The following is an 11,948-nucleotide window of genomic DNA, read 5'->3' as shown; positions in this document are numbered from 1 at the left end:
GACATCTTGCTGACACAAAGAAACGTTAAAGTAAGAGTATCACAAATATAAAAATAATTTCATTCCAATAAACTTGAAAACTTTGAAGGAGTCGATTTTAATGGTAACAATTTATACTACTCCAAGCAGTTTAGCCTGTCGTAAAGCAAAAGCTTGGCTTAAGAAGAACGAAATTTCCTTTAATGAACGTAACCTATATTCCCAGCCTCTTTCTATAGAAGAAATAAAAGAGATTTTACGTAAAACGGAAGGCGGGACAGATGAAATCATCTCTACCCGTTCCAAAAAATTCAAAAGCCTGAATATCGATATAAATAATACACCGCTTAATGATCTTTGCAAGCTTATTCAAGATAACCCGGATTTACTTCGCCGGCCAATCATTTTCGATCATAAGAACTTGCATGCAGGATATAATGAAGAGGAAATGGGACGCTTCCTTCCAAGGAAGGTCCGTCATGTACAATTATGGCGGGCAATCAGCCAATTAGCTTAATTAGTTAGCATTCTGCATAATAAAAGGGTTGTCCATTACCAGGACAACCCTTTTTTATATTTGATCCGCTTTTTCTATGACAATCGTGAAGATGGTGCCTTGTTCATTGCTATCCTTAAGCACAAGATCTCCCTTTTGCGCTTTTGCGAGCATCTTACTGAATGGCAGTCCCAAACCTAAACCGCGTACCTTCAACTTTTTGTTTTCGCCTCGATAAAATGGTTCGAACACATATTGCTGTTCATGCTTTGGAATCCCCCGCCCGCTGTCCAGAACATCAATGCAGATTCGTTCTTCATCCTTTTCATAAAGATGAATCGCTATTTTGCCTTTGCCGTCAAGTGCATGTCTGGCATTATTCAAAAGGTTAATGACGATTTGCTGCATCCGCAAAGAATCAATTTGACCAAAGACCGGTTCATCAGGAACGCTTATCTCCAAAGCGAACGCTTGATCATCATCTTGGGTCACCTGCCAGCGATAAGCGATTTCCTTGATGAATATATTGATATTCTCTTTTTGCACCCGGATTTTAAAAGCGCCTGCCGATATGGCATTATAATTGAGTAAATCCTCTATCATACCTTGTAAACGCTGAGTTTCCTTTAATGAAATATCGAGGAATTCCTTACTTTGCTCTCCCTTGACGACATCATCTTTCACCGCTTGTATCAGTCCGCTAATGGAAGTGACTGGCGTTTTCAAATCATGGGTTACGCCCGCGAGCAATTCCGCCCGCAACTTCTCCATGACCTTCAATCGATTGGTCATTTCCTTAAATGATTCTATCAGTTCATAGATTTCTTCTTCCTTGATTTCCTCTTCCTCTTTGAAATGGATATCATAGTTGCCTTCACGAACCTGGACCGCGGCGTTAGCTACGTCTTGGATGGGGCGCGAAATCTGCCTGGAAAGAAAATAAATGACGCCCGTTCCGAGAATCAGAAGTCCTCCAATCATTATCGCCAACAAACCATGATCTTGGTTGATTTCCTTCAATGCCCCTTCTTCCTGGGCAATGACCACCCAGCCTCTCGTCTCATCATTGAATGTAATGGGGGATTTGACGACATATACTTTGTTGTCGGAAATCTTGACTTTCTGGACCAACTCCGTATTTTTCATGATGACGTCCGGCAGTTTATTTTCATCCGGATCGATATACAACTGCGGCATCGTATATATGATGGTGGCATCGGGATCGACGATATAGATGATTGGCTGTTGATTCAGATGGAGGATTTTCTCCCGTTCCTCAACAATTTCCGAAAGGATCGGGCCAACGACAATCTGGCCATTTTCCTTTATTGCCCGATCGGATGTTTCATCCGCTAAGTACTTTAGAAGGCTGAGCCTATATTCCAAAGCCGTTTTTTCCATCCACCATAAGGAAAAAACAGATAATAATATCAAACCGGAAATCAAGGTCAATACGTATCTCTTTGTCCAATAGCGTTGTAAAGTGGTTCTTTTTTTAGTTTTCATAGACACTCAATTGATACCCCAATCCACGCAATGTTTTTATTTCCCCCTCAGTTACCGGCCATGCATCTATCGCCTTCCTGATACGTTTGATCGCCAGGTCCACCGCACGGTCACTGCCGTCATAATCCATGCCCCACACCTGGTCGAGCAGCTGTTCCCTCGTGAAAATTTGATTAGGGTGCTTAGCGAAAAAAACGAGAAGAGACAAATCACGCGGCGTCAAGTTTATCTCTTCCCCATTCAAATGCACCATATATGACAGATCATCGATGATTAAACTCCCAAACTCGTGTACATGACCATCTTCCGTAACAACCGATGATGATCTTCTTAAAACGGCATGCACCCGGGCCACGACTTCTTCAGCAACGAAGGGTTTGGAGATGTAATCATCCGCACCTGACTTAAATCCCGATAATCTGTAATCGACATCTGTCAGTGCAGTCAACATGATAACCGGACATGTATCGCCCTCCCGAATTTCCTTCAATATATCCCAGCCTTCCTTACCCGGCAGCATGACATCCAACAGGACAAGATCTGGCTTTGTTTCTTCAAACACTGGAATGGCCTTTAGCCCATCGTAAACTTGGACTACATCAAAACCTTCCCGCTCCAAATATGCTTTCAATACCATCGATATGGCAATTTCATCTTCTACTACAAGAATTTTTTTCATATATGGATTCCTCCTTCCTGAATTATAGTGGAATTATTTTGTATATGCTAACTATAAAAAAACACCAAGCCTTTTCCCTCAATTTTACCCTTTTTATGTGTCAGGATTATGTTCTCAGTAAAATTAACCGGTGTTTTCACTTCGTAACTTTGTGTAAGTGATCTCGATTCATTTTAACAGGAATGCCGCTATGTGATCGTAAAAATCATACAGAAAAATCATGAGCTCCTCATTACACTCTAAAGAGGCTGGCTCTAAACTGAGCCAGCCTTTTCAATTACATGTCTCGTGTGGATTGGGACAGCCCGCTTCCTGCCTTTCCACTTGGATCGTACTATGTTCAATTCCAAACTGATCATGAAGTAGTTTTTGCGCTTCTGCTAAAACTGAATCGTGATTACCGTTCTCATCTATGACAACATGGCAGCTCATTGTCAAAAAACCAGAAGTGATCGTCCAGATATGGAGATCATGGACATCGGATACACCGTCCAATTTTACCAAGGATGCTTTCACTTCATCCATATCGACTTGATCTGGTGTGCCCTCCATCAAGATATGGAAAGAATCCCTCATTACCCTAAAACCGCTGATAATAATTAAAATCGCGACTATGACGCTCGCAATCGGATCTGCAATTCCCCAATCGAAAAAATAAATCAAGAGTGCGGCCGCAATGGCACCCACAGATCCAAGCATATCACCAATGACATGTAAAAAAGCACTTCGCACATTCAGATTGTCTTCCTTATCTCCGCTCATTAAAATCCAGGCGGCAATGACATTAACAAGTAAGCCAATGATTGAAATCATTAGCATTCCCATGCTTTGAACCTCAGGAGGATCCAGGAACCTCTTAATTGCCTCAAAGAAAATGAATACGGATATGACGATCAATGTCAATCCATTCAAGCAAGCAGCAATGATCTCAAACCGTTTATACCCAAACGACTTGGACGATGTCGCTTTCCTTTCCCCCAACCTTATCGCTGTATAACTAAGCCCTAATGCTGCCGCATCGCTAAGCATGTGACCTGCATCCGACAGTAAAGCCAGACTATTTGTCAAGAATCCCCCAATGACCTCTACTATCATAAATGTGGAGATTAATAAGAAAGATGCCAACAATGCTTTTTTATTGTTAGAATGGTGGTGTCCGTGCCCATGATCATGGGAGTGACCATGATGATGTCCCATGCCATCCCTCCTCTCGATTTGAAACTTATATATAGTATGGGATAAATCCAGAATGGTTTCAAATGATTCACTTCAGGGATTTCACTGGCTGCAAAAAGAGCGATCAAACGGGCAGGAAGTGATTTTTTACTAAAAATAAAAATCGGACTTCAACCAATTCAAAGTAAAAATAAACGCTACAGACATTTCCTGCAGCGTCTTCCCCGTTTATTTTTCCTCTTGCATCGTATCATCGACAATGGCATACAGATCCTTATTAAACAATTCATCATTACAGACAAGACTATGCCGTTCCATCTCTTCCTGCTCTTGAATTACCTGTTCATTTTCCTTCATGACCTACCTCCAGCTTCATATTGTTTGCCTATTAGCGTATCCGCAGGCATGTACCTTTATGCTCAACATTTCCCCAACCTTCATCTTTTATAAACGTCTTAGGCCTGCTGCCCGCCATGGAAGGCACGTATAATGAATTCATGCTCTGGAACTTGTAAGCTTTGGTACGATGACAGGAACGATGTATTATCATAGGCCACTTTTTCAAGCTTTACCTGAATACCCGCATTTTCAATTGAAACAATGGCATAAGGAGCAACTGGTTCACCATTACAGCCAAGAGAACCAGGGTTCAGGAATATCGTTCGGTCATTTTTATAAAGGTGGATAGGATGATGGTGTCCGAATCCTATTAAATCGTGATGCTGATCTTTGAAAAGCATTTCCAAGTTATTTAAACTCGGTTCAACGATTTTACTATATGGATTTTGGCTTATGTGCTCATCCAATTTCTTCGGTTCCATGTGATAATGGGTGAAGTAAACGGAGTGATCATTAATGATATGATGTATGGTTCGAGGCAATTTTTCCAATTCATTTATGAATTTCCGCTGCATCCTTTCAGCTATCCATTCATGATGCTCCTTAACATGAATATGTCCGTCCGGATGCGGCTCCCCGTTAATGATGGCCAGGACAGCTTCATCATGATTTCCAGTTATCATCGATAAATCATTTCTTGAAAATAAAAGTTCAAGGACTTCATTTGTATCCGGGCCAATCCCAACCATATCTCCCAAACAATAGAGACGATCTATTTCTTCCCTTTGATCAATATCCCTAAGGACGGCTTTTAACGCTGAAGCATTACCATGCACATCCGTTATAATGGCAACTTTCATGACTTAATTCAGCTCCCTTCCTCCACAATCCACATGGTATATTATAACATTCAAAACGAAATCAAAAAAATATTCGGGCTTAATCCCTTGGTTTGCCCACGCCCATTTTTTATGAATAAGCAAACACTTCGGCCTAGAATACATAGTATGAAGTATTCCCGGTAAAGATGTTTTGCTAGGTATGTAATTCATAATATATATGAGGAGGAAATCAAATGGGTGGAAATGGTAACGAATGTTGTGGCGGCGGTTTCGATAACGGATTCGCATTGCTGATCGTATTATTCATCTTGCTGATCATCATTGGATGCAGTTGGGGATTCGGCGGCGGCTTCGGCGGATGCTGCTAATAATGACATAAATCAAAAAGGCGCCTGTTCATGGCGCCTTTTTTGTTATGGATTGACTTTTATTTTTTCTCTTTGCTTTTGTTTTCGAGTCTTCATAATGAACCAAATGACTATAAGTGCAATGGGGATAAGCAAGAAATTCGCATATTGTGAAAAGATGGCTCCCGCCTGCTCCCATCTAGGTCCTAACTTAAACCCTAAATAAACATAAACGCTTGTAACAGGAAGCATCGCCATATAGGTATATAAGATGAATTTCCAAATATTCATTTTCAATATTCCACATGGCAGCGACACGGCGGTACGAATACCTGGTACAAACCGTCCAAAGAAGGCAATTCCCCCACCATACCTTTCAAAGAAGCGGTCAGCTTTGTTCAACTGCTCATCTTTGATTAAAAAGTATTTTCCGAACTTTAATACAAGCGGCCTCCCGCCATACTTGCCTAAGGCATAAAGCGTCAATGGTCCCGTTACCCCACCAAGCGAACCGGCAAGGATAGTCAAGTATAAATTCAAATCACCTTGATAAACCCAGTATCCTGCCAGTGGCAAAACTATTTCAGCAGGAATGAATTCAAAAGTCAAAGCTAGTAAAACACCGAAATAAGATAAAGATTTAAACGCTTCAATCATATCCATTATTAAAGTTTCCATTGAGGTTTCCCCTTTTCTAACTTTTATTACATATAAAAAGGAGTGCACCAAAATGAATCCGGGCACCCATGATGTCAAAAAGGACATTTTACATTGTATCACAAGTTAACCCGCAATTTTTCCATAATGTTATCCTAAAACAATGTTCTTATGGAGTCCATGTTTTGTTATCGGGCTATTTACTACAGAACTATGCTTGTATGAAGAACGATAATAGAATATCAGATGGCCCCGAAACGAAAAAAACTTGAGGACGAATTGACCTCAAGCATTCGATATAGTTAACCAAGTGAATAGCCCCTAAATAGGTAGATATGTACACATAACAAGATCGGTACCCTTAGTTCTCAAATCATAAAAGGGGCAGAGAGCCTGCTCAATCCATCCTCCATTTGTTTTTTGGCATCTTTCATCATGCCATCAAGTAATTCCTTTACCGTGAGTATATCGTCTATCAATCCGGCAACCTGGCCGCTGTTCATAAAACCATTGGTAACATCCCCATTCATCGCTCCATTAATATGATGGACTTCAGAGGTCATTTCACGATAATTCACAGGAGACAGACCCTGTTTCTCCAGATCCAGCACTTTCTCGGTATATGGGTCCTTCAATACCCTTCTGACCTGTCCAAATGATCTGCCCAAAATTACTGTATCATTGCCCATCGCTTCGATTAGTTTCTGCTTATATGACGGATGGAACGGTGCTTCTTGTGTAGCAATCAGCCTGGTTCCCAATTGGACGCCTGAAGCTCCCAGCATCAATGCAGCTGCCACCCCCTGCCCATTGCCTATTCCTCCAGCGGCCAGAACGGGAAGCGTCACATGCTTGCTGATTTGCGGAATGAGTGTAAACGTCGTCATTTCCAGGTTCGAGTTGATGCCGGCGGCTTCAAACCCTTCCGCGACCAGCACATCTGCCCCTGCTTCTTGCGCTTTTTGTGCGTGCTTGACCGACGCAACGATGGCAATCACTTTTATATTCTTTTTTTTCAATAGTGGAATGAAAGGGGCAGGATTCCCTGCAGATAAGGAAACTACAGGTATATCATGCTTCAGGACAAGATTCACTAATTCATCTGTATATGGACTAACGTTTATTGGAATGTTCAACGCAAAATTGTTATTGGTTTTATCTTTGGTTTCGAGAATGATGGCTTCTACCTGTTCAGGAGTCATGGTACCGCACCCTATTGTTCCCAGGCCCCCTGCATTGGATACTGCAGCCGCAAGACTTGCATTGCTTATATTCCCCATGCCGCCTTGAATAATTGGATATTTTATCTCAAAAAGTTCACAAATATATTTCACTTTCATCCCTCCCAGTCAATTTAATGTTATACTATATTCATTAGAAAAACAATTCTGACTTTTTAAAAAAAGGAGCGAGACTATGATTATTCCGTACAATAATAAAAAACCATCCATTGATGATACCGTTTTCGTGGCACCAGGCGCTCATTTAATCGGTGATGTTTCGATTGGGAAAGACTCGACCATTTGGTTTAATTCCGTACTGCGGGGTGATGAAGATTCAATTACAATAGGAGAAAAATGCAGTATTCAGGATAATTCCACCATTCATTTATTTGAAGGATGCCCGGTTGTCATTGAAGATGAAGTGACGGTCGGTCACAATGTCATCCTGCATGGCTGTAAAATAGGCAAACGCTCCATTATCGGTATGGGTTCAACGATATTGGATAATGTAGAGATCGGCGAAGAATGCATCGTCGGAGCGAACACATTGATTTCCTCTGGCAAAATCATACCTCCACGTTCACTGGTCATTGGTTCCCCGGGAAAAGTGGTTCGCCGTTTGAATGATAAAGATCTTGAATTGATCCAACTTTCCATCGATACATATGTTCAAAAAGGGAAAGACTTCAAAGGGATACTCGATTAATTATTGCAAGGAATTTGAAAAGAGCTCCGGCCAGTCGTCGTTAACTGCTGGCTGAAGCTCTTTTTCACTTAATGATGAGTGGATGGTCCTTGGCATCATAGGTTTCATCTTTCCGGCATAAATCATTGTTTTCCTGAAATACGCTTTCAAAGAAACGGCTTGCTGGTTCAGCCAAGACTTGATAATATTGGCTAAATAAAAGAGCAGCATGATTCCCATTCCACTTAGAAGGCAGAAGTTCCTTTGGCAGGCCCGGATCGATGAATAAAAATTTACGGTATTCATGCACCAAGTTCGTTCGTTCCACAAAACAATCTGCATCGGACATTTCGTCCCTGCTAATGATGCTTTGATGAACGATGAATTGTTTACTGTATTTCTCGATGAATTCTTCATATTTATTTTCAATCTCTTCTAATTGCCAGCTCTTCTCTACAAGCGATTGGTTTTCTTTTGGACCTTTGTACTCCGAGATGAAAAAATCTACATATTCATCTATGTCATATTTCTCGATCAAGCGATTGATTTGCTTTTCCAAATCATTGGGGGAAATCCAGCAACCACTTGAAAAACTGCCAAACCCGCTCCATAATAATTCTTTGCGGAGATCATCCCGTAATTGCCGCTTATCTTCAGGGATCGTGTACATTAAGATGCGCCATTTACCATCCCATTCATTCGGTTTCATCTTATATATGCGATTGGCCGCTTCATCCATTCTCTGCACACCGCGATCAGTCAAAAAATAATAGCTTTTATTTCCCTGCTTCTCTGACTGAATCCACCCTTGCTTGACCATTCGTGAAACGGCTACACGAACGCCCTGCTCATTATGGCCGAATTCCTTTAACAAACGAATTAAACTGCCTATCCAGATTTTACTTCCATAGTTACGGATATAATCGCCGTATATCGTAAAAATCATGGATTGTGTATTAGTACCTATCTTTCTCACCTCGTCCTAACATTGTTACTATTTTCACACGGAAGACATAATAATTATTATATCTTTTTAAAATGAAAGCGCAATATTATTCACCAGTAAATCGCGCTTTTCTCCGTTCACTAAATGCCAGGAGCGCTTCCGATCTATCTTGAGTCGGAATGGTCAATTCATAGGCTTTTCCTTCTATGGCCATTCCCGTTTGCAAGTCCGTATTCATTCCTTGGTCAATCGCATATTTGGCTTGTTTGACTGCAATCGGCCCATTCTTCATGATATTGGCTGCCAATTCCTCACAGGCTGACATTAGACGATCCCTTGGTACGACCTTCAAAAGGATCCCTAATTGACATGCTTCTTCCGCAGTCAATTTTTTAGCGGTGAAGATCAATTCCTTGGCCTTCATTTCCCCAATCAACCTCGGCAGCCGCTGTGTACCGCCTGCTCCCGGAATAATGGCCCAGCTAGTTTCAGTGAGCCCCAAAGAAACACCTTCCGCAGCAATTGCAAAGTCACATGAAAGCAGCCATTCAAATCCTCCCCCCAATGCATATCCATTGACGGCAGCCATTGTCGGCTGCGGAAGCCCTGTGATACTATTAAAAACATCGCGAATCGCTTTAACGTTCCTTCTTACTTCGGCATCATTCAAAGACTTCCTTTCTTTCAAATCCGCTCCCGCGCTGAATGCTTTTTCCCCTGCACCGGTGAAAATGACGACACGGATATCGCCGTCATAATAAACGGCATCGATGACTTGCTGCAGTTCACAAAGTGTCTCATAGTCGAAGCAGTTCAATACGTCGGGCCGATTCACTGTTATATAGCCGATTTGATTTATCACTTTATAAATAACCTTGGACATGAGTCTCCTCCCCTTTTTGAAAAAATGACCCTTATGCAGATAAAATTAATAAGGGCCATACGCTTAATCATTCTTTATCGATATTTTCTATAATGGCGGATATGCCTTGGCCGACGCCTACACACATCGTCGCAAGGCCATAGCGTACTTTCCGCTTTTTCATTTCGTGGACGAGTGTTGTTAAAATACGCGCCCCGCTTGCACCGAGCGGATGGCCAAAAGCTATTGCTCCGCCGTTGACATTCACTTTCTCCTGATCCAATTTCAATTGGCGGATGCACTCCAAGGATTGAGAAGCGAATGCTTCATTCAATTCCACCAGCCCGATGTCTTCAATCGTCAAACTTGCCCTCTCCAATGCTTTTTTAGTGGCATGAATCGGGCCAAGGCCCATAATGGACGGTTCCAAGCCCGCTACCGCCCCTACAACATATTTGGCCAGAGGCTTCAACCCAAGCTCCCGTGCTTTTTCTGCACTCATCAAAAGCAGTGCCGAGGCTCCATCATTTACACCTGAAGCATTACCGGCGGTTACAGTGCCGCCTTTAAAGATCGGTTTGATTTTTTCCAGCTTTTCGATGGTCGTGTCAGGACGAGGGTGTTCATCCTTCTCGATAATGACCTCATTCCCTTTTCGATCCGTATATCGAACAGGTACGATTTCATTAATGAAACGCTCATTTTCCACTGCGTTTTTCGCCCTTTGCTGGCTTTGATAAGCGAATTGATCTTGGTCCTCCCTTGAAACAGAAAAACGCAGGGCGACGTTTTCAGCCGTTTGAGGCATGGAATCCGCACCATACATTTCTTTAAGTTTCTCATTCGTGAAACGCCATCCGATCGTTGTATCCTGAAGCTCCATTGCCCCCCGCGGAAATTCACTTTCAGGTTTGGCCATGACGTACGGCGCCCTTGTCATGCTTTCAGTACCCCCTGCGATATAAATATCGCCTTCACCGACTGCAATGGAGCGTGCAGCATACATGACGGCATCCAATCCGGATCCACATAAACGATTTATTGTCGTTCCAGCTACATTTACCGGAAGACCAGCTAAGAGGGCGGACATCCGGGCCACGTCGCGATTATCCTCTCCCGCTTGATTTGCATTCCCGAAGATGACATCCTCAATTTGATCAGGCGGCAGCTCTGGATTGCGATCTATCAGCGCCTTGATTACAATTGCGCCGAGGTCATCCGGGCGAACGCTTTTCAATGCGCCTTTATATCTTCCGATTGGTGTTCTCACAGCATCAATGATCACAACATCCTTCATTTCCTCACCAGCTCGCCGTCTTTTGTATAATCGTACACACCTTTACCAGACTTACGGCCGAGCCTGCCAGCTTTTACATACTGTTCAAGGAGGGGAGCCGGGCGGTATTTCTCACCCAGTTTACTATGTAAATATTTTAAATTATTCAAGCGGGCATCCAATCCCACCAAATCACCTAGCTCAAATGGTCCCATTGGGTAATTCAGCCCTAACTTTATTGCCTTATCGATTTCTTCTGGTGTTCCTAAGCCTTCTTGAAGCATAAAGAACGCTTCATTACCTACCAAACAGCTGATCCTGCTTGTAACAAACCCAGGGAATTCATTTATGACCACGGTCTCTTTCCCCATTTTTTCGGCTACCTCTTTTATTATGGCTGCCGTTTCATCGCTTGTTTCAAGACCACGTACAATTTCAACGAGTGGCATTTTTTGTACAGGATTGAAAAAATGCATGGCAATCGTTTTTTCGGGACGCTTTCCATAAGAACCAATTTCCGTCGGACTCATCGTGGAAGTATTGGTTGCAAAGTAACAATCTACTTTTGCATGGATTTCAATCGTTTCGAAGACTGCCCTCTTGATTTCCGCCTTTTCCGGAACTGCCTCTATGATCAAGTCGGCATATGCTGCTGATTCTTTCAGATTGGCAGAATAGGTAAATCTGCTTTTTGCAGCTGCCGCTTCTTCCTCGGTAATCTTTTGGTAGCGCAAACCCTTTTCAAAAATGGAATCGATTTCGTTTCTAGCACTTTCCAAAGCATCCTGATTCACATCCACCAATATTACATTAAAGCCCCCTATTGCTCCTACATATGCTATTCCCCTGCCCATGACACCAGATCCGACGACCACTAGATTACTAATCATTCGTTCATTCCTCCTTCAAAAATAAATAGGGCTGGCTGTGGGTGA

The 11,948-nt window shown here is 42.4% G+C and carries 14 protein-coding genes; 3 read left to right on the top strand and 11 right to left on the bottom strand.

Annotated features, from left to right (window positions below; translation table 11 throughout):
* Positions 1–100: 100 nt before the first annotated feature.
* Complete coding sequence (gene spx, locus ACJ9PY_RS05300) at positions 101–496, top strand: transcriptional regulator Spx (RefSeq protein WP_034314875.1); 396 nt, start codon at positions 101–103, stop codon at positions 494–496.
* A 54-nt stretch (positions 497–550) separates the two neighbouring features.
* On the opposite strand, the gene ACJ9PY_RS05295 is transcribed toward spx, so the two are convergent.
* The 5 genes from ACJ9PY_RS05295 to ACJ9PY_RS05275 all read right to left on the bottom strand — a co-directional run bounded on the left by ACJ9PY_RS05295 (position 551) and on the right by ACJ9PY_RS05275 (position 5,035).
* Entirely contained in the window at positions 551–1,981 is a 1,431-nt protein-coding gene (locus tag ACJ9PY_RS05295) for a sensor histidine kinase (RefSeq protein ID WP_223255832.1), read from the bottom strand.
* The gene (locus tag ACJ9PY_RS05290) at positions 1,971–2,660 is read right to left on the bottom strand and encodes a response regulator transcription factor (protein WP_057275726.1); all 690 of its coding nucleotides are present in this window, start codon (positions 2,658–2,660) and stop codon (positions 1,971–1,973) included. The genes ACJ9PY_RS05295 and ACJ9PY_RS05290 overlap by 11 nt, the downstream gene beginning before the upstream one ends.
* 273 nt (positions 2,661–2,933) lie before the next feature.
* Positions 2,934–3,857, bottom strand: a complete 924-nt coding sequence (locus tag ACJ9PY_RS05285) for a cation diffusion facilitator family transporter (protein ID WP_057275725.1) — start codon at positions 3,855–3,857, stop codon at positions 2,934–2,936.
* Positions 3,858–4,064: 207 nt separating this feature from the next.
* A complete protein-coding gene (locus tag ACJ9PY_RS05280; RefSeq protein WP_255256801.1) occupies positions 4,065–4,193 on the bottom strand; it encodes a hypothetical protein in 129 nt (42 codons plus the stop codon).
* A 98-nt stretch (positions 4,194–4,291) separates the two neighbouring features.
* Positions 4,292–5,035, bottom strand: coding sequence for a metallophosphoesterase family protein (locus tag ACJ9PY_RS05275; RefSeq protein WP_098865927.1), 744 nt, complete (start codon positions 5,033–5,035; stop codon positions 4,292–4,294).
* A gap of 215 nt (positions 5,036–5,250) precedes the next feature.
* Between ACJ9PY_RS05275 and ACJ9PY_RS05270 the strand changes: the two genes are divergently transcribed.
* Positions 5,251–5,385 carry a YjcZ family sporulation protein gene (locus ACJ9PY_RS05270; protein WP_063577172.1) on the top strand — a complete coding sequence of 45 codons (135 nt, stop codon included), beginning with the start codon at positions 5,251–5,253 and terminating at the stop codon, positions 5,383–5,385.
* Positions 5,386–5,430: 45 nt separating this feature from the next.
* Here ACJ9PY_RS05270 and ACJ9PY_RS05265 read toward each other — a convergent pair whose 3' ends face one another.
* Together ACJ9PY_RS05265 and ACJ9PY_RS05260 are read right to left on the bottom strand one after the other, a co-directional pair.
* A complete protein-coding gene (locus ACJ9PY_RS05265; RefSeq protein ID WP_063577173.1) occupies positions 5,431–6,042 on the bottom strand; it encodes a DedA family protein in 612 nt (203 codons plus the stop codon).
* Between the two features lie 347 nt (positions 6,043–6,389).
* Positions 6,390–7,355 (bottom strand): NAD(P)H-dependent flavin oxidoreductase, encoded by a 966-nt coding sequence (locus ACJ9PY_RS05260; protein ID WP_411739610.1) that lies wholly within the window; start codon positions 7,353–7,355, stop codon positions 6,390–6,392.
* A gap of 82 nt (positions 7,356–7,437) precedes the next feature.
* Here ACJ9PY_RS05260 and ACJ9PY_RS05255 point away from each other — a divergent pair, with 82 nt between their 5' ends.
* Positions 7,438–7,950 (top strand): gamma carbonic anhydrase family protein, encoded by a 513-nt coding sequence (locus tag ACJ9PY_RS05255; protein ID WP_034314889.1) that lies wholly within the window; start codon positions 7,438–7,440, stop codon positions 7,948–7,950.
* A 64-nt stretch (positions 7,951–8,014) separates the two neighbouring features.
* Here the strand turns inward: ACJ9PY_RS05255 and paaX are convergent, their stop codons facing one another.
* The 4 genes from paaX to ACJ9PY_RS05235 form a co-directional block, all read right to left on the bottom strand.
* On the bottom strand, positions 8,015–8,896 hold the full coding sequence (gene paaX, locus ACJ9PY_RS05250) for a phenylacetic acid degradation operon negative regulatory protein PaaX (protein WP_098865949.1): 882 nt from the start codon (positions 8,894–8,896) through the stop codon (positions 8,015–8,017).
* An 85-nt stretch (positions 8,897–8,981) separates the two neighbouring features.
* Positions 8,982–9,758 carry an enoyl-CoA hydratase-related protein gene (locus tag ACJ9PY_RS05245; RefSeq protein ID WP_411739609.1) on the bottom strand — a complete coding sequence of 259 codons (777 nt, stop codon included), beginning with the start codon at positions 9,756–9,758 and terminating at the stop codon, positions 8,982–8,984.
* A gap of 67 nt (positions 9,759–9,825) precedes the next feature.
* Positions 9,826–11,034: an acetyl-CoA C-acyltransferase gene (locus ACJ9PY_RS05240; RefSeq protein WP_411739608.1), complete on the bottom strand. Its 1,209-nt coding sequence runs from the start codon at positions 11,032–11,034 to the stop codon at positions 9,826–9,828.
* Positions 11,031–11,903 (bottom strand): 3-hydroxyacyl-CoA dehydrogenase, encoded by an 873-nt coding sequence (locus ACJ9PY_RS05235; RefSeq protein WP_057275718.1) that lies wholly within the window; start codon positions 11,901–11,903, stop codon positions 11,031–11,033. The genes ACJ9PY_RS05240 and ACJ9PY_RS05235 overlap by 4 nt, the downstream gene beginning before the upstream one ends.
* Positions 11,904–11,948 lie beyond the last annotated feature (45 nt).

Source organism: Peribacillus sp. S4, assembly GCF_046715815.1.
GTDB lineage: Bacteria > Bacillota > Bacilli > Bacillales > DSM-1321 > Peribacillus > Peribacillus frigoritolerans.
Note: the sequence above shows the minus strand (reverse complement) of the source record. Positions and strands in the feature narration are given on the sequence as shown.

Excerpts from the sequence above, each read along its gene's own strand:
- spx (WP_034314875.1), top strand. The coding sequence starts at position 101 with ATGGTAACAATTTATACTACTCCAAGCAGTTTAGCCTGTCGTAAAGCA.
- ACJ9PY_RS05295 (WP_223255832.1), bottom strand. The coding sequence starts at position 1,981 with ATGAAAACTAAAAAAAGAACCACTTTACAACGCTATTGGACAAAGAGA.
- ACJ9PY_RS05285 (WP_057275725.1), bottom strand. The coding sequence starts at position 3,857 with ATGGGACATCATCATGGTCACTCCCATGATCATGGGCACGGACACCAC.
- ACJ9PY_RS05245 (WP_411739609.1), bottom strand. The coding sequence starts at position 9,758 with ATGTCCAAGGTTATTTATAAAGTGATAAATCAAATCGGCTATATAACA.
- ACJ9PY_RS05290 (WP_057275726.1), bottom strand. The coding sequence starts at position 2,660 with ATGAAAAAAATTCTTGTAGTAGAAGATGAAATTGCCATATCGATGGTA.
- ACJ9PY_RS05275 (WP_098865927.1), bottom strand. The coding sequence starts at position 5,035 with ATGAAAGTTGCCATTATAACGGATGTGCATGGTAATGCTTCAGCGTTA.
- ACJ9PY_RS05280 (WP_255256801.1), bottom strand. The coding sequence starts at position 4,193 with ATGAAGGAAAATGAACAGGTAATTCAAGAGCAGGAAGAGATGGAACGG.
- ACJ9PY_RS05240 (WP_411739608.1), bottom strand. The coding sequence starts at position 11,034 with ATGAAGGATGTTGTGATCATTGATGCTGTGAGAACACCAATCGGAAGA.
- ACJ9PY_RS05265 (WP_063577173.1), bottom strand. The coding sequence starts at position 6,042 with ATGGAAACTTTAATAATGGATATGATTGAAGCGTTTAAATCTTTATCT.
- ACJ9PY_RS05270 (WP_063577172.1), top strand. The coding sequence starts at position 5,251 with ATGGGTGGAAATGGTAACGAATGTTGTGGCGGCGGTTTCGATAACGGA.
- ACJ9PY_RS05255 (WP_034314889.1), top strand. The coding sequence starts at position 7,438 with ATGATTATTCCGTACAATAATAAAAAACCATCCATTGATGATACCGTT.
- ACJ9PY_RS05235 (WP_057275718.1), bottom strand. The coding sequence starts at position 11,903 with ATGATTAGTAATCTAGTGGTCGTCGGATCTGGTGTCATGGGCAGGGGA.